This is a genomic window from Flavobacterium sp. GL_143, from assembly GCF_057834355.1.
Genome location: NZ_CM174401.1, coordinates 905,619 through 927,816 on the forward strand (window position 1 = coordinate 905,619; position 22,198 = coordinate 927,816).

Consider the following 22,198-nt stretch of genomic DNA (forward strand, 5'->3'; position numbering starts at 1 on the left):
GCAAAAATATTTCAAATCGTGAGAATAAATTATATATATTTGACCACAAACAAATAACCAACCAAACCACAAAACAATGAAAACCAGAAAATTATGAAAACCAAATTATTATCTTTAGTATTTATTGGAGGAATGAGCCTAACAATAAACGCACATGAAAATGCAATAAAAAAGCATTCCTTAGAACAAAGCACGAGTCAAATTGAGATAACTGGTAAAGTAGTAGGTCAAGATGACGGAATGCCAATAGCCGGAGCGACCGTATACGCAAAAAGCAATAACCGAATAGCAACGATTACTGATGAAAACGGAAACTTTAAACTAAATGTTCCTGAAAGTGAAAGTTTTGTTGTCGTTAACTATATGGGATACGGAACAAGCGAATCCAAAATAAATGGAACAAACCAATTACTTATAAGTTTAAAACCATCTGAAAATGTTTTAGAACAAGTTTTTGTTACTGCGTTAGGTGTTAAAAAAGTAAGCAAATCTCTAACCTATGCAGTAACCGAGCTAAAAGGGTCTGAGTTTAACAAAGCAAAAGAAGCCAATATCTCAAATGCTTTGGTAGGTAAAATTGCCGGAGTAAACGTTAGTAGTACAGCAACAGGACCAAACGGTTCGACCAGAGTTGTAATACGTGGAAATGGTTCCTTAAACGGAAATAACCAACCTATGTATGTTGTAAATGATTTACCGATAGACAACACACAACTTAATTTACCTGGAACAGGAAATGCGCCTGGCTCACCAAAATTAAATGTTGACAGAGGAGATGGAACTGCTTTAATAAATCCTGACGACATCAAGTCTATAACAGTTCTTAAAGGAGGAACTGCTGCGGCTTTATATGGTGCTAATGCTGCCAATGGAGTAATCTTGATTCAAACCAAAAGAGGTTCTGCTCAAAAAGGCATCGGGATTGACTACAACACATCATTTACTCTAGAAACTCCCGCAGTAATACCAGATTGGCAATATGAATACGGAGCTGGAGATGCAGGCAAAAAGCCTTTAACTCAAAATGAAGCCATAGCTACTGGACGCTGGTCTTGGGGAGCTAAAATGGACGGAACTGATGTAGTGCAATTTGATGGAGTAAAAAGACCTTATAGCCCACAAAAAGATAATATTAAAAATTTCTACAGACCTGGAACTACATATATAAACTCAATTGCGTTATCTGGTGGTACCGACAAAGCAAGTGGTCGTCTTTCATTCTCTAATATGAATAGCGAAGGTATTGTACCAAATGCCGACTTTAATCGCAAAACAATCAATTTAGCCAGTAATGTAAACCTAACTGATTGGTTAAAATTTGATGTGGTAACTCAATACAACCTAGAAAAATCAAACAACAGACCAACTGTATCCGATGCTGAAGCAAACCCGAACTGGGGAACTTACTTAATTGCAAATACTGTAGACATTAGAAACTTAGCTCCTGGATATGATGAAAACGGAAAAGAAGTAGCATGGAACCCTGTTCCCGTTGCAACAAATCCTCAATTTGTAGTGAATAGAATTAAAAATAATGATACTAAAAACCGTTTTGTGGGGATGGCAAACGTAAAATTAAACTTTACGCCAGATTTATTTTTACAAGGTCGTATCGGTCAAGATTACACAAACTATGAATTTTTTGGATACATCCCTAAAACATCTTTAAATACTCCTGATGGTTATGTTCAGGGTTCAAAAATGATATTATCTAATATAAATTCTGAAGCAATACTTAATTACACCAAGAAAAACATATACAGAGGAATTTCTTTAAGCTCATTAATAGGAGTTAATTCGAGAACGACACTAAGAGACGAAGTAAGAGTGGATGGAACAGGATTTGTTCTAGACGATTTTTACTCACTAACAAACTTAAAAACTGTAAGCTATACATACCCTTACGGAAAAACCAAAACCAACTCAGTTTACGGTGCGATAGATTTAGATTATAAAAATGTATTCTTTTTAAACTTTACAGGACGCCAGGATTGGTTCTCCACACTATCTAAAGATAATAACACCGTATTCTACCCTTCTATTGGATCTAGCGTAATAGTTTCAGACATATTAACAATGCCAAGCTGGGTTTCTTTTGCAAAATTAAGAGGTTCATGGGCACAAGTAGGTGGAGCAACTCCTGACCCATACGCATTAAATCCATCTTACTCTATGATTCAAGGAGGACATAATGGGCAACAACTCCAAGGTCCAACTAGCTCAAGAGTACCTAGCCCTACTCTAAGCCCTTTAACCTCAACAACATTTGAAATAGGTACAGATCTAGGATTTTTTAATAATCGTATGAATATTGATTTTGCTTGGTACAATCGTAAAACAACCAACGACATTGTAGAAACTACTATTTCTAATGCATCTGGAGCAACTACTTCTTTATTAAATCTCGGAAAAATGAGAAACGAAGGTGTAGAACTTTTAATTAATGGAAAAATTATGAGTTCAGAAAATTTCTCATGGGATGTTACCTTCAATGGATCTTATAACAAAAACACGGTAGAGGCCTTAACCGAAGAATTAACCTCTATAACAATGGCATCTTCTGTAAATAATTATGCAATTATTGCAAGTGATGTTGGCAGACCATATAGTATCATAAAAGGATATAAACCTCTTAAAGATGCAAATGGAAACACTGTTTATAATGTAAGCGGAGGCTCGGCTACCACAGAAAGAGGGCCACTTGAAGAATTAGGCCAAGGTGTACATCCTTGGGGAGCAGGTCTTAGTAATGAATTTAGATACAAAGCAATAACATTTAGCTTCTTGATAGATGCAAAATTTGGAGGTAGCCTATATTCTGGTACCGATTTATACGGAACTCGTATGGGACTTACAAAACTTACTCTGGAAGGACGTGAAAATGGATTACCAATAAAAGGTGTCGATAAAAACGGAGGAACTGTAGATATGGTTATTGCTCCTGAAAACTTAAGAACATATTATGACGGATTAAAAAACATAACATCTGAATTTGTTTATGATGCTAGTTTTGTAAAATTGAGACAAGTAATTATCGGATACCAATTGCCTATTAATAAGATTAAAGGTCTGTCTGTAATTCAATCAGCATCAATTTCATTTGTTGCCCGAAATTTATTCATTCTTTATAAGAAAACTCCAAACGTAGATCCTGAATCAGTTTTTAGCGCTGGCAATGCTCAAGGTATAGAACAATTTGGTGTACCTAGAACCAGAAGTTTTGGTTTAAGCTTAAGTGTTAAAATATAAAAATTAAAAGACATGAAAAAGATAACAACTCTATATATAGCAGGCATCCTTTTATTAAGCATATCAGCTTGTACTAAAGATTTTGAGGAAACTAATACAAATCCAAACGCAGTAGATAAACCTACTCCAAATTTCATTTTTAGCAGATCTCAGCTTGACGGATTAAACAATAATTATTTTTTCACCTCAATTATTGAATGTGGTCAAATGATGCAACATTATTCCACTTACAAAGAAGCATCAGGAGCAGGAGACAAATACCTTGACAACGAAGTATATTACTCTGCCTTTTTTGCACGAATATATCCAAATGCAATAAACGAAGTAACTATTGTAATAAACACACTAAAGGATAATCCAGAAAATATCAACAGGTATAATATTGCCAGAATTTGGAGAGCTTACCTATTTCACCGTGTTACAGATTTATATGGAGACGTTCCATACTCTCAAGCTGCAAAAGCAAATTCTGATCTGCTTTTTTTACCTAAATATGATAGTCAGGAATTTATATATAAAGATTTACTGAAAGAATTAGATGAAGCAGCATCAGCATTAACCACATCCAAACCTAGTTTTGGTGAGGCTGATTTAATATACGATGGTGATATTAATAAATGGAAGAAATTTTCATATTCATTAATGCTTCGATTAGGAATGAGATTATCTAAAGTTGACCCTGCGCTTTCTAAAACTTGGGTAAATAAGGCAATTACAGGTGGGGTAATCCTTAATGCTGCCGATAATGCCATAATGGAATATAAAGACGGGCCAAACGATATAAACCGCAACCCTTCTGCTCTAGATCCAATAAATCTTGATTTTGCAAAATCATCTTTCGGACAAAAAAACAATGAAGGCGGAAAACTTAGTAAAACTTTTATTGATGTACTAAAAACTACTAACGATCCAAGAATTAGTATATACGCAGGTGTTTGGCAAGGTACGGTACAAAACACAAGTCCTGCCGTGCAAAAAGGTTTTCCAAACGGAACTAAAATAGCACCAACTCCAATTGAGCAGGCTACTTATTCTGAACCAAACCAAAGTACCGTTCTTAAAGTTGACTCTCCTCTTATTATAATTAGCAATGCCGAAACTAATTTATATCTGGCTGAAGCCGCTCTTAGAGGATGGTATGTAGGAGAATCTGACCAAAGTTTATACGAAAAAGCGGTAAAAGCCTCTTTCCTAAATGCTGTGATTTATGGACCATCTTACGCCATAACTGATGCAACCCCATATTTAACTGCAAATCCATATTTGGCTGGAGGCACATTTGATCAAAAAATGAATCAGATACACACTCAATTCTGGATTGCTTTATTTGTAGATGAACAAGAGGTTTATGCAAACTGGAGAAGAACTGGCTACCCAATATTAACCCCTGTAAATTTTCCTGGAAACGTGACAAACGGCACAATACCAAGACGTTTTAAATATCCAACTGCCGAATATTCTGTTAATTCTGCTAACTTAGCAGAAGCAGTTAAGCGTCAGGGCAGCGATGCGTTTACAACAAGAATGTGGTGGGATAAATAATAATATAAGTAAATTAAATGAGTATTATAATTCTTTCGGCATGCATTATTTTTTTAGTGCTACAAATAACTTGGTTTAAAATCAACCCATTTATTGCCTTTATCATAACATCATTATTGGCAGGCCTATTATTAGGTTTGCCAATAATAACGTTAACACAAACCGTTCAAAAAGGTTTGGGCGATATGCTGGGCTCAATTGCCCTAATTATCATATTTGGTACCTGCATTGGTAAACTTACCGTTTCTTCTGGAGCCGCATCTGTAATTGCAAAGACAGTTATGGAATGGACAGGCGAAAAATACGTACGATTAGGCTTAATGATTACAGGATTTATTGTTGGAATCCCTTTATTTTATAGTGTAGGCTTTATACTTTTGGTTCCCTTAATATTTTCTGTAGCCAATCAGTTTAAGCTACCCAAGGTATATATAGGTATTCCTATGCTTGCATCACTTTCGGTTGCACATGGTTTTTTACCTCCCCATCCATCACCAATGGCTTTAAGCAATACCTTAAGTGCCGACATCGGCTTGGTTTTAACCTATGGTATTATTGTTTCTATACCAACTATTCTTATTGCAGGTTTATTGTTCTCTAACACACTTAAGAATATTAAATCTAATGATAAAAACACTATTGTTCCAACCGAAGAACCTACAAACCAAGCTACAAAACCTAGTTTTTTTACAAGTATAGCTTCTTCATTATTTCCAGTATTTGGTTTAACGATTACTTCCTTATTACCATTAGTCTGGAAAAACGAACAAGTAGAACTAATATGCAAAACTATAGGCGAACCTAGTATTATCATGTTAATTTCATTAATCATTTGCACCTACACATTAGGCTTTCGTACAGGTAAAAACATGAAAACCATTATGGACGAATATGCAGTTGCGATAAAAGACGTTGCATTAATAGTACTTATTATTGGTGGAGCCGGAAGTTTAAAAGAAGTAATGATGGTAAGCGGCGTAAGCCAAACCATTGTCGAATCTTTAATACAAATAGACATTCATCCTTATTTACTTGCCTGGTTAATAGCTGCATTAATACGAATTTGTGTTGGATCGGCCACTGCTGCAGGCTTAATGACTGCCGGAGTTTTAGTACCTTTATTACAATTAAAATCATTAGACCCCAACTTATTGGTTCTTTCTATAGGCGCAGGTAGCCTGATGTGCTCTCATGTAAACGATCCAGGATTCTGGATGTTCAAAGAATACTTTGGCACCAGCATGAAAGACACCATTAAATCCTGGACAGTGATGGAGTCATTAGTATCCGTCCTTGGAATTATTTTTATTTTTATATTAAACATTTTTATACACTAATATTATGAGCTTATTACCACAAGAAAAATTTGAATCACTTGGCCTAACATTACCCCCAGCTCCTAAACCTTTAGGCATATACAAACCATTCTTAATCGATGGCAAATATTTATATTTATCTGGTCATGGTCCTGTTAAAGACGACAAATCTTTAATCATAGGAAGAATTGGAGGAGACATGGATATTGAAGAAGGTAAACTAGCAGCTAGACAAGTAGGATTAACAATGTTATCTACAATTGTTACCAATTTTGAAAGCCTAAACGCAGTAAAAAGAGTAATTAAAGTACTCGGAATGGTAAATTGTACCTCTGATTTTTTACGTCATCCTTATGTTATTAATGGATGTAGCGAATTATTTGCTGAGGTATGGGGACAAGAAAACGGAATCGGAGTAAGAAGTGCCGTAGGAATGGGTTCTTTACCCGATAATATTCCTGTTGAGGTAGAAGCGATTTTCGAATTATATTAAAAAAGCTATGTCACTCCCGATAGCTATCGGGATTCAATGATTAACATTGATTTTTTTAATTAAACCATTAAGAAATTAAGTTTCATTAAGAATCTAAGCTTAATTTTTCTTAACCTACTAATTTTCATTAAGAAGTCAAGCTTAATATCTTAATGGTAAAAAAATATTAAGTGTTTGGTCTGTGAATCCCGATAGCTATCGGGAGTGGCAAAAAAAATAATAACTATGAATACAAATACCTCACAAACAAAAATTGCAACATTTGGAGAACTTCTATTACGAATGGGCATAGCCAATGGCAATCGATTTACGCAAGCCAAAGAAATGCAGGTTCATATAGGAGGAGCCGAAGCAAATGTTTGTGTACTACTTTCACAATTAGGCATAAATACCAATTACATAACTCGTTTACCTAACAACGACCTATCTCAGCTTGCATTAAATGAACTCCATAAGTACAATGTAAATACCACAGATTGTATTTATGGAGGAGATAGAATTGGCTTATATTTTATCGAATCAGGTAATCAGATAAGACAATCGCAGGTAATCTATGACCGTAATAATTCGGCTTTTGCAACTATTGCCGAAGATGAAATAAATTGGGATAAAGTTTTAGAAAATACAACCCATTTTCATTGGTCTGGAATCAGCCCAGGAGTTTCTAATGAGGCTGGTTTAGTTTGCAAGAAAGCAATATTAGCCGCTCATAATAAAGGCTTAACAATATCCTCTGACTTTAACTTTCGTACAAAACTATGGCAATATGGGAAAAGTCCTTCCGAAATTATGCCCGACCTTCTTTATTACAGCACAATTACTGTAGCCGATTTAGATTCGACAGAAATATATTTTGGTATTAAAACAGACAAAAATGATTCCGATTCTAATCGGTTTCTAAAAACATACGAATTGCTAAAAGAAAAAATGCCTTACCTAAAAACATTAGCTATGAGCTTCAGAAAATCAGAAGGTCAAACCCACTTGTATTCAGGCATGTTATTTCACGAAGGTAAATTTTACGAATCAAAACAATATCTAATACATTTAGTTACCGACCAGATTGGATCAGGAGACGCCTTTACCACAGGATTACTTTACAGCCTTAAAAACAATCTATCAGGACAAGAATGTATAGATTGGGCAACGGCATGTGGCGTTATAAAACAAAGCGTAGTAGGAGACTTTGCAATAACCACATCCGAAGAAATAAACCATTTCATCAAATACGGCTCAAGTAATAGAATTAATAGATAAAACATAATTACAAAATGTATAATATTTTAAAAGCACAAAGAGTACTTCCTTTAGTCACGCAAATCAGCATTAAAACTGCCGAGATTATACTAAAATCTGCTTCAGATTCAGGAATTAAAATCATTGAATTTGCTGCACGTGCTGATGACGCAAAAGAAGTTTTTGCTCAAATGGTAAATTTTAGAAACACAAATAACCTAGATATAAAATTAGCTGTTGGATCTGTCCTGACCTTAAATGATGCCGAAACGTACCATAAACTTGGTGCAGATTGCATTATATGCCCACATACAGATTTAGAAATAGGAAATTATTGTTTAAAAAATAACCTTTATTGGATTCCGGGAGCAGCTACATTAAACGAAGTTCTTCATGCTAATAAATTAGGAGCCGAAATAGTTAAGCTTTTTCCTGCAGATAAAATAGGAGGTCCTGATTATGTAAAAGCTATAAAAGCACCATTTCCAAATTTAAAACTGATGCCTACTGGCGGAGTAACATTAGAAGAAAGCAATTTAAAATCCTGGTTTAAAGTAGGAGTTGTTTGTGTAGGGATTGGTTCTCATTTGTTCTCCAAAGAAATGCTATCTCAATTAGATTATAATAAATCATTTGAAGCTTTTAAAAATTTAATTGCTATTGTTGATAAAACCAGAAAATAAAGACATGGAAAATAATTGGTGGGAAATAAATCCAGAAACGCGTATTGACACTCCTTTTTTAGCGCTTTATATCGACCGTATTCGATACAATATCGAGCACTTAATTGAATCTGTAAATGGTAATACTCAAAAATTAAGACCACATATAAAAACGCATAAACTTGGAGTAATTCTCGATTTGTTTAAAAAATATCAAATAAACAAAGTAAAATGTGCCACTATTGCCGAGGCCGAATTATGTGCCATTCATAATGTTCCTGATATATTATTAGCCTACCAACCCACAGGATTAAAACAAAAACGCTGGATTACCTTACTACATAAATATCCTCGCCTTAATTTTTCGACTATTGTTGATAATATCGACACAGCAAACGAATTGTCCGAGTTAGGCAAAAGCTACAATTTAAAGCTAAACATCTACCTTGATATAAATGCTGGAATGGATAGAACCGGAGTAAATTTTAAAAGCAATTGGAGTGATTTAGCCAGTGCTATAATCCAATTACCAAATATCAATTTCTTAGGATTACATATTTATGATGGCCATTTAAAAGGCACTATCGAGCAACGAACAAAAGAAGCATCAGATTCATTTACCCAGATAACAGATAAACTTTCTACACTTGAGCAAAAACTCAATTACAAACTAAAAATTGTTGCTGGTGGCTCTAATACATTTCCGTTTTATGCCACTCAGGAAAATGTAGAATCTAGCCCAGGTACATTTGTATTTTGGGATATTAATTATCAGACTAATTTACCTGAACAGAGTTTTAAACCCGCAGCGGTTTTAGTGGGAACAATTATTTCTAAACCCACAGAAAATACTTTATGTATCGATATCGGATATAAATCTGTAGCTTCAGAAAACCCAATAGATAAACGTTTGACAATTTTAAATGACGATAAGTTAATTCCTATATCGCATTCCGAAGAACATTTAGTTCTCGAAAATAAAGGAAACAAACAATACAAACTAGGCGATACCATTTATGCAATCCCCTACCATATTTGTCCTACTTGTGCTTTATACGAAACAGTTCAAGTAGTAAACTCTCAGCAAGATATTTATAATCAATGGACTGTTCTTGCCCGTAATAAAAAAATAAGTATTTAAAAATAAAATACAACACTATGTTCATATTTGATGCACATCTAGACCTAAGCATGAATGCTATGGAATGGAATAGAGATTTAAGAAATGATGTATCTACATTGCGTCATTTAGAAAAAGGAATGAATGACAAACCAGATAGAGAAAAAGCTACCGTATCATTTCCCGATTTAAGAAAAGGAAACATCGGGATTGTAGTAGCAACTCAAATAGCGCGATTTGTTAAACCCGATAGTAAAATTCCTGGTTGGAATTCGCCACAACAAGCTTGGGCGCAAACACAAGCACAAGTCTCTTGGTACAAATGCATGGAAGAGGAAGGCGAAATGACTGCAATTACCGACAAGAAATCATTACTAAAACAAATTGAATTATGGAATGATGGCACTCCAAACGACAAAAAACCTATTGGCTATATTTTAAGTCTCGAAGGTGCAGATTCCCTTATTGATGTTTCATACGTAGAAAAAGCGCACAATTACGGACTAAGAGCTATTGGTCCTGCACATTATGGCCCAGGTCGTTATGCTAACGGAACCGATTCTACAGGAAAAATGGGCGCAAACGGAATCGAATTGCTTAAAGAAATGGAACGTTTAAATATTATTCTGGATGCAACACATTTATGTGACGATGCTTTTTGGCAAGCGCTAGAAAACTATAACGGTCCAGTTTGGGCAAGCCACAATAATTGCCGAAGCTTAGTAAATCATAACAGACAATATAGTGATGATCAAATCAAAGAACTCATTTCCAGAGGAGCAGTTATAGGTGGCGCATTAGATGCGTGGATGTTGGTACCAAACTGGGAACGAGGTGTTTCTACTCCATTAGGAATGCAATGTAATCTCGAAACCGTTTTTAAACATATGGACCACATATGCCAATTGGCAGGAAATGCAAATCACATTGGTGTAGGCTCAGATTTAGATGGCGCATTTGGTACAGAACAAACACCATATGATTTAAACACTATAGCCGATTTACAAAAATTAGTCTTCATCTTTAGAAGCCATGGATATTCAGAAGAAGATTTAAAAAATATCTTCCATCAAAACTGGATAAACTTCCTAATAAAAAATTGGGATTAAATAAAAGTCAAATTTGGAACAGCCTGCTTATACGATTGAAGTTTTTCATGATTAGGATCAACCTCAGTTATTACAAAATCTACTTCGGATAAGCTGGCAATTTTCATCTTTAAAACCGTATCCAATTTTTCGGATATTGTAAGTATAGCCGTTTTTTGAGAAGCCTGAATCATTGCTTTTTTTACCTGAACAGTTTCCCAATCAGAGTCTGAAAAACCTCCTTTAATATCTAATGCATTTGTTCCTAAAATTAATAAATCAACCTTAATACTTGATAACTGATGATACACATCTCCGCTCACACACATTTGACTATAAGGCGAAATACTCCCACCAATCATTATAACTTTCACATTAGGTTTATCCAAAAGTTCAACTGCAGATAAAACAGTTACGGTAAAAATGGTAAGATTTAAATCATTAGGAATTAATCGAATAAACTCTCTAATTGTAGTTCCTCCACCAATTAACAAAACCATTCCGTCGTGAAGCAATCCAACAGTTTTTTTTGCAATTATTTGTTTAGATTCACCTGCGTAAGTTTTTGTTACCGAAGAATGATGATATGCTTTTGTCATAGCACCACCTTTCACCTTAATCAGTAAAGACTCTGATTCAAGTTCATTTATATCTCTTCGAATTGTATCCTCAGAAACAAACAATTGATTAGAAAGTGTGTCGAAACTCACTCGGGTATGTAAGTTAATCTCTTTTAAAATATGAGCTTTTCTTTCTTCCTTGGTGTAATTTACCAATTCGTTATCATTCATGCGTTTCCATTTATTATAACAAAAGTAAACAAATAATGCAATAATATTGCTGGAAGAAATAAAAAACTAACACAAAAACAACACAAAAAACATCATTTACAATACATTAAACACAAAAACACGCAGTGCAATTTTTTTGCAAAACAACTAATTTAAATCACTATAAACTTTAAATTTGTTTTTAACCAACCAAAAACCCTAACATGAAAAAAATCCTCCTATTTATTTTAACATTGTGCTATTCATTAGGGAATGCCCAAGAAACTTCAAACAATACAACTATAATTCCTGCACCTAATTTTTATAAGGCAACAGGTGATAGTATCGCTATAAAAGGACAAATAAAAATTGTTTTTAAAAACAATAAATACACTCCCAAAGAACTCAAAACAGCTCAAATTTTTGAATCTGTTATAAACAAAAACTCTTCTAAAAAGAAAGCTGATATTTTGGTTCAATTTACAACCGAATCCGCTTCCGCAAAAGGAGATAAGGAAGCTTACAAAATAAATATTACTCAAAAAGGTATTTTTGTTACAGGTCAAGAGCAAGGGCTATTTTACGCAGTACAAAGTTTACTTCAGCTTTTGCCAAATAACTTAACAGTAAGTTCTCAGATCAAACTACCATGTATTGAAATTATCGATGAGCCTAGATATCCGTATAGAGGATTACATCTCGATGTATGTCGTCACTTTTTTTCGGCAGATGTTATTAAAGATTTCATTGCCCAAATGTCTTATTACAAACTAAATAATTTTCATTGGCATTTAACTGATGATCAAGGCTGGAGAATCGAAATAAAAAAATATCCTAAGCTTACCGAAATCGGATCCAAAAGAGCACAAACACTCGTTGGGAATAAATTCGAACGATTCCCAAGATTTTTTGACAATACTCCCTACGGAGGTTATTACACACAGGAAGAAATCAAAGAAGTTGTAAAATTTGCCGAAGAGCATTTTGTAAACGTTATTCCCGAAATAGAAATGCCAGGACATGCCTCTGCTGCCGTAGCTGCTTACCCAAACTTAGCCTGTTTCCCATCTACAGACTTAAAAGTAATTGAATCCTGGGGTGTGTTCGAAGATGTATTTTGCGCAGGCAAAGAAGAAACTTTTGTTTTTTTAGAAGATGTTTTAAAAGAAGTGATGGTACTTTTTCCAAGTAACTACATACATATTGGCGGAGACGAATGTCCAAAATCACGATGGGAAAAATGTCCGAATTGTCAAAAGAGAATAAAAGACCTTGGTTTAAAAAATGAACATGAACTACAAAGTTATTTTATTAAACGCATGGAAAAATTTCTAAACGCAAACGGAAGACAAATTTTTGGATGGGATGAAATTCTAGAAGGTGGCCTTGCTCCTAATGCAGCAGTTATGTCATGGCGTGGCGAATCTGGCGGAATTGCAGCAGCTAGAGACAAACATAAAGTCGTTATGACTCCGGAAGATTATATTTATTTCGACCATAATCAGGGCTATTCTTTACAAGAACCATTATCTGTTGGTCGATTAACCACAGTTCATGAAGTATACAACTACAACCCAACTCCCGTAGATAGCCTAACCATAGAACAACAAAAATACATTCATGGAGTTCAGGCTAATATTTGGTCGGAATATGTAATTAGTCCTGCAAAACTAAATTATATGCTTTATCCAAGATTATTTCCATTTGCAGAAATAGCCTGGACAGAGACAAAGAATAAAAATTATTCAAATTTAATGCTAAAAAGGTTCCCACATCATATAGAAAAATTGGAATCCGAAAAACGATTATATAAAGTCCCTACTCCATTTGGAATTCAGGACACCACTGTTATAGCGTCAAAATTCATTCTAGAAATGCAACCAACAATTAAAAATGGACAAATTTTTTATACCATCGATGGTTATAATCCAGATGAAACAGCCAGTAATTACACAAAACCAGTTACGGTTTATATCCCAAAAGGAGAATTTAGAAACATCAAAGTAGTACAAATAAGTCCAAGCGGAAGAAGAAGTTCCATTACCACAATTTCAGTTAAAAATTCCGAAACCCAACCTGCTTTGGCTATTAAGCCAACCAAAAATGGTTTAAAATATTCCTATACAAATAAACTCGTTCAACAAACACTGGAACTAGACACTATAAAATTTGCTAAATCAGGCATTCATGAAGGAGTAATTGAAATGAAAAGATACAAATCAAAAGAGAACCTATACATGGGGTTAAAATTTGAAGGTTATATCTATATTCCTGAAACTGCACAATATGAGTTCTCGACTATTGTAGACGATGGTGCAAAATTATTTATAGACAACCAGCTTATTGTTGATAACGACGGAAGACATTGGATTAATGAAGCTTTTGGAGCAGCAAAACTCGAAAAAGGATTCCATAAGATAAACATCAGTTATTTTGATGCTGCAGGAAGTTCTACACTACAATGCTTTATCCGACAAGAAGGGAAAGAAAAACAAGAAATAAGTGCTTCGCAATTGTATTATGAATAGGCAAAAACAAAAAAACGCATTCGCCGTGGCGAATGCGTTTTTTATAAAAACTAAATTGCATTTTATTTTTATCCTTTCAAGCTTGCAGATAAATACTCACGGTTCATACGTGCAATATTTTCAAGAGAAATTCCTTTAGGACATTCTACTTCACAAGCTCCAGTGTTAGTACAGTTACCAAAACCTTCGTGATCCATTTGGTGTACCATGTTTAATACACGATCAACAGCTTCAATCTTACCTTGGGGTAATAAAGCATATTGAGATACTTTTGCAGCAACAAACAACATTGCTGATGAGTTTTTACAAGTTGCAACACAAGCTCCACAACCAATACAAGCAGCAGCATCGAATGATTTATCTGCATCGTGTTTGTTTATCGGAATTGTATTTGCATCAATTGTATTTCCTGAAGTATTTACCGAGATAAAACCTCCAGCATGTTGAATTCTGTCAAAAGAACTTCTATCAACAACTAAATCTTTAATTACTGGGAAAGCTTTTGCTCTAAATGGCTCGATAAAAATCGTATCACCATCTTTAAACATACGCATGTGTAACTGACAAGTAGTTACTCCTCTGTCTGGTCCGTGTGCTTCTCCATTGATGAATAATGAACACATACCGCAGATTCCTTCACGACAATCGTGATCAAATGCTACTGGCTCTTCTCCTTTGTTGATTAATTGTTCGTTAAGAACATCAAGCATTTCAAGGAAAGACATATCTGGTTCGATTCCGTCGATTGGGTAATCAACGATTCCTCCTTTATCTTGGGCGTTTTTCTGACGCCATATTTTTAATGTAAGTTTCATAATTCTGTTATGGGTTATAAGTTAAGAGTTAAACGTTAGAAGTAAGAAAATAAAATCTTACGATTTCATTTTCTTTCGCTACATCATTTTTGTCTTAGCTAAATAATTTATATATCCATTTAATATTGCTTTGGTTCTTTCAAACCTTTCTCTAAATTGTTGCAACAAATCTTCTTCAATATAATTTTCATCCATTGCTGTTATTACCTGATTTAATGATTCTGTTAAAGAACCTCTGGCAATTCTACAAAATTGAATATTTTCCTGATAATGATATCTTCCATACCCTTCGGCAATATTATCACTAACAGATCTTGAAGAACGTCTAAGTTGACTTGTTAAGGCATATTTTTCTTCGATTGAAAATTTCGGAATTATATTTTGAGACACAAATATCCTCAATTCTCTTGCTGCTTTCCAGCATTCCAAATCTTCGAACGACTTTAATGAACTCATAACCTTTAACTCTTAACTTGTTACTTGTAGCTTCTTTGAACTAATTTAATGTTTTCGTAAACTAGAGGTTCTTTGTGTAATACAGCATCACTTGGTTTTCCTTTGTATTCCCAAGCTGCAACGTATGCAAAGTTTTCATCATCACGAAGTGCTTCTCCTTCTTCTGTTTGGTATTCTTCACGGAAGTGACCTCCACAAGATTCATTACGGTGTAATGCATCTTTTGCGAACAATTCTCCTAACTCTAAGAAATCGGCAACACGTGTCGCTTTCTCTAATTCCTGATTAAATTCGTTAGCGCTTCCAGGAACTTTTACATCCTTATAAAACTCTTCACGTAAAGCAGCAATCTCAACAATAGCCTCAGATAAACCTTTAGCATTACGAGCCATACCTACTTTATCCCACATGATTTTTCCTAATTTCTTATGGAAATAATCTACAGAATGAGTTCCTTTATTATTGATAAATCTATCGATTTGATCTTTTACTTCTTTTTCTGCTGCTACGAATTCTGGTAAATCTGTAGAAATTTCTCCCATTTTAATATCCGGAGCAAGATAATCTCCAATAGTATAAGGCAATACGAAATATCCATCAGCTAAACCTTGCATCAAAGCAGAAGCTCCAAGTCTGTTTGCTCCGTGATCAGAGAAGTTAGACTCTCCAATTGAGAAACATCCAGGAATTGTAGTCATTAAGTTATAATCAACCCAAGTTCCACCCATTGTGTAGTGAACCGCTGGGTAAATCATCATTGGTGTTGTATAAGGATCCTCATCGACGATTTTGTAATACATTTGGAATAAGTTTCCGTATTTACTCTTCACGATTTCAGCTCCTAATTTAGTCACTAAAGCAGCATCTTTATCATCTAAACCTTTTACAAAAGCTTCTTCAGTTCCGTAACGTTTAATTGCTGCAGCAAAATCTAAGTAAACAGCTTCTCCAGTTTTGTTAACTCCAAAACCAGCATCACATCTTTCTTTTGCAGCACGAGACGCTACGTCACGAGGTACTAAGTTACCAAAAGCAGGATATCTTCTTTCTAAGAAATAATCTCTATCAGCTTCAGATAAATCAGTTGCTTTTTTCTTTCCTTCACGGATTGCTTTAGCATCTTCTTGTTTTGCAGGAACCCAAATACGACCGTCATTACGTAACGATTCAGACATCAAAGTCAATTTAGACTGGTGATCTCCTGAAACCGGAATACAAGTTGGGTGAATTTGTGTGTAACAAGGATTTGCAAAAAACGCTCCTTTTTTATGAATTTTCCAAGCTGCTGTTGCATTACTTCCCATAGCATTTGTTGACAAGAAAAACACGTTTCCGTATCCTCCAGAACCAACTACTACAGCGTGTGCAGAATGTCTTTCTATTTCTCCAGTAACTAAGTTACGAGCGATAATACCTCTCGCTTTTCCGTTCACGATAACAATGTCTAACATTTCGTGACGGTTGTACATTTTTACTTTTCCACGACCAATCTGACGGTTCATTGCAGAATAAGCTCCTAACAATAATTGTTGTCCTGTTTGTCCTTGTGCATAAAAAGTACGAGAAACCAAAGTTCCTCCAAAAGAACGGTTATCTAAAAGACCACCGTACTCTCTTGCCAATGGCACCCCTTGAGCCACACATTGGTCAATAATATTAGCCGAAACTTCGGCCAAACGGTGAACGTTTGCTTCACGCGCACGGTAGTCACCTCCTTTTACAGTATCATAAAATAATCTGTAAACCGAGTCACCATCACCTTTATAGTTTTTTGCCGCATTGATACCACCTTGAGCCGCAATAGAGTGCGCACGTCTTGGCGAATCCTGAAAACAGAAAGCTTTTACGTTATATCCCTGCTCAGCCAAAGTAGCCGCAGCTGAACCTCCAGCCAAACCTGTACCAACAATGATAATATCTAAATTACGTTTGTTAGCAGGGTTTACTAAATTAATATGATCTTTATAATCTGTCCATTTGTCCGATATTGGGCCGTGTGGAATTTTTGAATCTAATGCCATTATAATTTATATTAATTATTGAAATGATGAAATAATGCGATTATAACGAAAAGTGCTGGTACTACTACCGCAAATCCATAACCGAATCTACTTAAAGATCTTGAGTACTTATTGTTCATTCCCATAGATTGAAGAGAAGAACTGAATCCGTGCCAAAGGTGAAATCCTAATAACACAAATGAAATACAATATAACCCTGTACGAATCGGGTCATGAAATTTATGAACTAACTCCGTATAATATCTCGTAGCATCTGGTGCTGTACCTGCAATGTATTTGTAGGCAACTTCAGGAAACCAAAAATCATAAAAATGCAATCCTAAGAATGCTAAAATAACCAATCCAGAAATAATCATATTTCTAGAACTCCAAGAAGCATTAGCAGCTCCATTGTATTTTGCATACGCAATTGGTCTTGCAGCGCTGTTTTGCAAAGTCAATACAAATCCCATTATAAAATGGAAAATTACTCCGATTGCCAAAACTGGTTGCATTACATATTGAATCAGCGGATTGTATCCCATAAAGTGAGAAGCTTCGTTAAAAACATCTTTACTAATAATAGAAATGAAATTTAAGGAAACATGCAGCGCTAAAAACGTGATTAAGAATATTCCCGAAAGAGCCATAGCCACTTTCTTTAAGATGGAAGCATTCAATAGTGCAGATTGTGCCATAAGTGTTAAGTAGTTTGTTTTAAAAAATTACACAAAAATAACTCAAATAGTCATGAACTACAACCATTTCGTTGTTATTTATAATGAGTTTAAAGAGTTTTGGATGATTTTATTGCAAATTATTTAAAAACAATAAAATAGATTTTTTACAAAGGTTGTTTTAACAAAATCCTGCTTTTTATATAATTACCAAATTGCTATTTTTTTCAACATTTTGATTTGTTTTCCTCAAAAGTACCCCGAAACCAAATTTTATCCTTTTAAAACAATCGAAGTTTGATAGCTTAATTTTACCTTTATCGCCTCAAAAAAACCAGAATGAAAACAGGAATTGACGCTATTACATTTGATGTAGCCAAAATACATTTACCTATAAAAACATTGGCAACTGCCAGAAATATAGAACCCGAAAAACTAGAAAAAGGTCTGGGTTTAATTAAAATGACACTTCCAGACACCTATCAGGATACTGTAGTTTTTGGAGCAAATGCTTTAACCAAATTAATAGAAGAAAATAAGATAGATTTAAGCGAAATTGGTCGTATTTATGTTGGAACCGAAAGCGCCATTGATAGTTCTAAACCTATTAGCTCATTCCTGATTGCATTGATGGAACAAAAATTTGGAGAAGATACTTTAGCCGAATGCGATGTTGTCGATTTTACATTTGCTTGTATTGGCGGAGTTGACGCTTTGCAAAACTGTATCGATTATGTAAAATTAAATCCGACTAAAAAAGCTATTGTAGTTACTACCGATTTTGCAAAATACGATTTAAATTCAACTGGAGAATATACTCAAGGAGCTGGAGCTCTTGCAATGCTTGTAACTTCAAACCCTAGAATTATTGCTTTCGAAAATAATTGGGCAACAAGCACAAAAGGCGTTTTCGACTTTTTTAAACCATACCGTACTATTTCGAAAGAATCTATAACAGGAAATGTAACCAATGAATCTTGGTTTGACAATCTTGAAGCCGAAATAGAAATCCATAAAGACCAACCTGTTTTCGACGGACAATATTCGAATCAGTGTTATATGGATCGTACTCGAAATGCTTATTTTTCGTTTAAGAAATTAAAAAACACTTCAGAAACTGTTTACAATTCCTGGAAAAGTATCATTATGCATTTACCATACTCTTTTCAGGGACGCAGAATGTTATCAGAAATTTATGCTTTAGACAGCGAAACTAAAATTATTTCGGGAGATGAATCTGCAGCTGAATATCAAAATAAACTGAAAGAAATAAGCAAATCTGAAGCATACAAAACTTTTGTTGTTGATAAATTACAACCTGCTGAATTAGCTTCTTCTTTAATAGGTAACCTTTATACAGGATCTATTTTCATGGGATTATTATCGACTTTGGCCCATTTTTATGATACCAAAAATGAAATTTCAGGAACTCAATTCGGTTTTCTTGCTTACGGAAGTGGATCTAAATCGAAAGTTTTTGAAGGAACAATTCAACCTGAATGGAAATCTGCTCTTACCGAAACTAATCTTTTTGAAACTTTAGAAAAAAGTACCGAAATTGATTTTGAAACCTACGAGAAGCTTCACAAAAAAGAACAAAAACAAAGCATCCGAACTCCCAAAAACGAATGGGTTCTGGATAGAATCGAGAAAGAAAGCCCAAACTTAATTGGGGCGAGATATTATAAATGGGTTGATTAAAATTCCAATTTAATTATGTGTAGAACCTTTGTCAAAGTTTAAATTTTTGATAAAGGATATATTTATACGCAATCTTGTCATTGCGAGGAACGAAGCAACCGCCCTAACAAAACCAACCAGTGGTAAATACAAAGGGAGATTACTTCGTTCCTCGTAATGACTTTACAACTACCTCATTTTGAACTATCACCTGTAAATAGTAAACTTATTATGGGTTAAACCAAAACCTAGATTTTCATAAATCAAGACATTTTCTACTCTTCTACGATTAGTGGTAACTTCGATGCTTTTTAGATTGTTTTGATCGGCGTAATCCAATATTTTTTGTATTAATTGTCGCCCAATTCCTTTACCTCGATAATCTTTATTGATGAAAAATTCCTGAATTTCACCAACTAATCCGCAATGATGCAAAAGATTTTGTGTGTGAAAACTAATAAAACCTACACCTACATTCTCATTTTCTGCTAGCAAATACAGATTGTTTGGGTTTGAAATATTTTCATTGAATATCTTCTTGAATACTTCAAAATCTAATATTTCATTTTCAAGTTCGCATATCGATTTATATACAAAATCTAGGTCTTTTTTTTCAATTTTTCTAATTTTGATTTTTGGCTCCATAATCTTTTATTCTTTTTGAAAGTCCCCTTCTAAACCAATACGTTCAAATTTAACCCTGTATTTCTCAACATAATTACGCCACTCTTCTTTATACTTTTCATTATTATAAATAGACGCAGCATAATCAACTATTTCTTTACTGAAATGATTTCCCAAAACAGTATCCAAATATTCTATTCCAGACTTAACTACTTGTTTTAGAATAGATAATTTATCAATTTCATTTTCTTTACAAGCCTTATCAAGCCATAATCCTCTTCCAATTTTTACATATTCTTTGAGCAAACTTTCGGTAATAAACTCTGAAGGAACGTCATTAATATCTGGTTGATGTTTTCCGTTCTTGAAAACTAACAGAATCAATTCTTCAGAATAATATTCTTCTGGAATTAATCTTAACATTGTTCCCTTTTCAGCAGCTTTAAAACAAAGCTCTTTTGTTATAAATTCATCTGGAATAACTTGAATTGCAAAACCATCTTTGTCAACTAATTTATCGCAGAATTCAAAAGTTATTAAGTTCTCATCCATAAATGACAAAGCATGATAGGAAATATTTAATGCCAGATTACAAAGTTCCTCGGTTTTAAATTCTTTCGGAACCAATTTAAGATCTCTATAATTTGATAAAACACGACCGCGCCAATATTCATACGGTTTTGCAGGAGGATTATTTTGTTTTAAAATCAATTCTCCAAATTCTAATTCTCGTTTTAATTCTTCGAAAGTTTCTATTAACGGATTATCAAGATGTTTTCGCAATTCTATTGAGATAATACCTTCTCCTGAAACTTCATCGTATTCACATTCGTTTTTAGCATCAAAATCGTCTGTTTTATCATTACAATAAAACAAATTATTTTTACGCTCCGCAAATGTTGTATAATGGTCTTCGACTATAAATACTGGCGTTTCTATAAGTCCTGTGCATTTAAAATTACCATGATTATAAGAAGTCATTACAACTTCCTTTGCTTTTACATTTCCTGTTATTTCGGTATAAGAACCTCCTAATAATAAACTCTGACAAGTAACATTACCATTAATATAAATGTAAGGACCATAATCTCCTTCCGCATTTATAATTGTTCCATTGGTAGAGAAATCTCCGTTTATTAAAATACCTTCGATTCTTCTTGCATCAATATCTTTTAACGGTAGATTTAATACATTTGTAAGCCATTTTTTCTCTTTATCTTCATAAAGATCTAAATAAAAATTACCCTCAAAATTTACATTTCTGTTTGCTATAAGAAAGAAATCCTGATCTTCCCATTCTTCAAAATAATCGAATCCTTCTCGCTCTATCAAAAATGGATATTGCGATTTGACTTCTTTGATTGTTATTAATTTAAAATCTAACTTATTCATTTTTTACTGCCTTATTTTAAATATATTCTAGCGTACGCATTAATAAATTAATACTATCTATTTCGTATTTTCTTCTAGTTTCATTTCCATAATTGGCATGAACCTATTTTTTATTGAAGTTTCAAATTCGCTAACTTTTACAAATCCTACTTTCGAATAAAATGCTTCTGCATTTGGTTCTGAATCGAGTGTTATTTTTTCGAATTTATTTTCTCTAATCCTGTTTAAAAAATCGTCAATTAGATATTTCCCGAATCCTTTTCCAATATATTCTGGTCTAACAAATAAATTATCCAGTTTTACATTCTTTTTTTCTTCAATAAAATAGGAATAATAACCAATGGTTAAATCTTCGCTTAGTAACTTAAACACATAATTATCTTTAATATACTCTTCGGTAATTGTTAGATTTTTATCCCATTGCAAAATCTGTTCTGCCGAATATCCCCAATATGCTTTTGACTTTTTGGTTATTTCTGTTAAGATTTCGTGGTCGGTTATATTTGCTTTTTCTATTGTCATAATCTATAAATAGTAAACTTATCTCTTA

General features: G+C 34.0%; 18 protein-coding genes. 10 read left to right on the forward strand and 8 right to left on the reverse strand.

Going from position 1 to position 22,198, the window contains the following annotated elements; translation table 11 throughout:
- Window positions 1-93 precede the first annotated feature (93 nt).
- From AC3IPI_RS03850 to AC3IPI_RS03885, 8 genes are all read left to right on the forward strand, one after another.
- Window positions 94-3,249 carry a SusC/RagA family TonB-linked outer membrane protein gene (locus tag AC3IPI_RS03850; protein WP_489157244.1) on the forward strand — a complete coding sequence of 1,052 codons (3,156 nt, stop codon included), beginning with the start codon at window positions 94-96 and terminating at the stop codon, window positions 3,247-3,249.
- 12 nt (window positions 3,250-3,261) lie between these two features.
- Entirely contained in the window at window positions 3,262-4,791 is a 1,530-nt protein-coding gene (locus AC3IPI_RS03855; RefSeq protein ID WP_489157246.1) for a SusD/RagB family nutrient-binding outer membrane lipoprotein, read from the forward strand.
- A 17-nt stretch (window positions 4,792-4,808) separates the two neighbouring features.
- Window positions 4,809-6,128, forward strand: a complete 1,320-nt coding sequence (locus AC3IPI_RS03860; RefSeq protein WP_489157248.1) for a GntP family permease — start codon at window positions 4,809-4,811, stop codon at window positions 6,126-6,128.
- A 4-nt stretch (window positions 6,129-6,132) separates the two neighbouring features.
- Window positions 6,133-6,600, forward strand: coding sequence for a RidA family protein (locus tag AC3IPI_RS03865; RefSeq protein WP_489157250.1), 468 nt, complete (start codon window positions 6,133-6,135; stop codon window positions 6,598-6,600).
- Between the two features lie 225 nt (window positions 6,601-6,825).
- Window positions 6,826-7,857 carry a PfkB family carbohydrate kinase gene (locus AC3IPI_RS03870; RefSeq protein WP_489157252.1) on the forward strand — a complete coding sequence of 344 codons (1,032 nt, stop codon included), beginning with the start codon at window positions 6,826-6,828 and terminating at the stop codon, window positions 7,855-7,857.
- 14 nt (window positions 7,858-7,871) lie between these two features.
- The gene (locus AC3IPI_RS03875; RefSeq protein ID WP_039118011.1) at window positions 7,872-8,519 is read left to right on the forward strand and encodes a bifunctional 4-hydroxy-2-oxoglutarate aldolase/2-dehydro-3-deoxy-phosphogluconate aldolase; all 648 of its coding nucleotides are present in this window, start codon (window positions 7,872-7,874) and stop codon (window positions 8,517-8,519) included.
- Window positions 8,520-8,523: 4 nt separating this feature from the next.
- Window positions 8,524-9,639, forward strand: a complete 1,116-nt coding sequence (locus AC3IPI_RS03880) for a D-TA family PLP-dependent enzyme (protein ID WP_489157254.1) — start codon at window positions 8,524-8,526, stop codon at window positions 9,637-9,639.
- 17 nt (window positions 9,640-9,656) lie between these two features.
- Window positions 9,657-10,727: a dipeptidase gene (locus tag AC3IPI_RS03885; RefSeq protein ID WP_489157256.1), complete on the forward strand. Its 1,071-nt coding sequence runs from the start codon at window positions 9,657-9,659 to the stop codon at window positions 10,725-10,727.
- Here AC3IPI_RS03885 and AC3IPI_RS03890 read toward each other — a convergent pair.
- Window positions 10,724-11,497, reverse strand: coding sequence for a DeoR/GlpR family DNA-binding transcription regulator (locus AC3IPI_RS03890; protein ID WP_039113114.1), 774 nt, complete (start codon window positions 11,495-11,497; stop codon window positions 10,724-10,726). The genes AC3IPI_RS03885 and AC3IPI_RS03890 overlap by 4 nt on opposite strands.
- A 203-nt stretch (window positions 11,498-11,700) precedes the next feature.
- On the opposite strand from AC3IPI_RS03890, the gene AC3IPI_RS03895 reads away from it, so the two are divergent.
- The gene (locus AC3IPI_RS03895; protein ID WP_489157258.1) at window positions 11,701-14,004 is read left to right on the forward strand and encodes a family 20 glycosylhydrolase; all 2,304 of its coding nucleotides are present in this window, start codon (window positions 11,701-11,703) and stop codon (window positions 14,002-14,004) included.
- 68 nt (window positions 14,005-14,072) lie between these two features.
- Here the strand turns inward: AC3IPI_RS03895 and AC3IPI_RS03900 are convergent, their stop codons facing one another.
- The 4 genes from AC3IPI_RS03900 to AC3IPI_RS03915 all read right to left on the reverse strand — a co-directional run bounded on the left by AC3IPI_RS03900 (window position 14,073) and on the right by AC3IPI_RS03915 (window position 17,973).
- The gene (locus AC3IPI_RS03900; RefSeq protein ID WP_035617551.1) at window positions 14,073-14,819 is read right to left on the reverse strand and encodes a succinate dehydrogenase/fumarate reductase iron-sulfur subunit; all 747 of its coding nucleotides are present in this window, start codon (window positions 14,817-14,819) and stop codon (window positions 14,073-14,075) included.
- A 78-nt stretch (window positions 14,820-14,897) separates the two neighbouring features.
- The gene (locus tag AC3IPI_RS03905) at window positions 14,898-15,275 is read right to left on the reverse strand and encodes a four helix bundle protein (protein ID WP_039118007.1); all 378 of its coding nucleotides are present in this window, start codon (window positions 15,273-15,275) and stop codon (window positions 14,898-14,900) included.
- A 20-nt stretch (window positions 15,276-15,295) separates the two neighbouring features.
- On the reverse strand, window positions 15,296-17,296 hold the full coding sequence (locus AC3IPI_RS03910; RefSeq protein WP_039118006.1) for a fumarate reductase/succinate dehydrogenase flavoprotein subunit: 2,001 nt from the start codon (window positions 17,294-17,296) through the stop codon (window positions 15,296-15,298).
- Window positions 17,297-17,307: 11 nt separating this feature from the next.
- Entirely contained in the window at window positions 17,308-17,973 is a 666-nt protein-coding gene (locus tag AC3IPI_RS03915; RefSeq protein ID WP_489157261.1) for a succinate dehydrogenase cytochrome b subunit, read from the reverse strand.
- Window positions 17,974-18,291: 318 nt separating this feature from the next.
- Between AC3IPI_RS03915 and AC3IPI_RS03920 the strand changes: the two genes are divergently transcribed.
- Window positions 18,292-19,653 carry a hydroxymethylglutaryl-CoA synthase family protein gene (locus tag AC3IPI_RS03920; protein ID WP_489157263.1) on the forward strand — a complete coding sequence of 454 codons (1,362 nt, stop codon included), beginning with the start codon at window positions 18,292-18,294 and terminating at the stop codon, window positions 19,651-19,653.
- A gap of 186 nt (window positions 19,654-19,839) precedes the next feature.
- On the opposite strand, the gene AC3IPI_RS03925 is transcribed toward AC3IPI_RS03920, so the two are convergent.
- Genes AC3IPI_RS03925 through AC3IPI_RS03935 form a run of 3 tightly spaced genes read right to left on the reverse strand, consistent with a single transcriptional unit; the run spans window position 19,840 to window position 22,170 of the window.
- The gene (locus tag AC3IPI_RS03925) at window positions 19,840-20,277 is read right to left on the reverse strand and encodes a GNAT family N-acetyltransferase (RefSeq protein ID WP_489157265.1); all 438 of its coding nucleotides are present in this window, start codon (window positions 20,275-20,277) and stop codon (window positions 19,840-19,842) included.
- Between the two features lie 6 nt (window positions 20,278-20,283).
- A complete protein-coding gene (locus AC3IPI_RS03930) occupies window positions 20,284-21,648 on the reverse strand; it encodes a bactofilin family protein (RefSeq protein ID WP_489157267.1) in 1,365 nt (454 codons plus the stop codon).
- Between the two features lie 57 nt (window positions 21,649-21,705).
- Window positions 21,706-22,170, reverse strand: coding sequence for a GNAT family N-acetyltransferase (locus tag AC3IPI_RS03935; RefSeq protein ID WP_489157269.1), 465 nt, complete (start codon window positions 22,168-22,170; stop codon window positions 21,706-21,708).
- Window positions 22,171-22,198 lie beyond the last annotated feature (28 nt).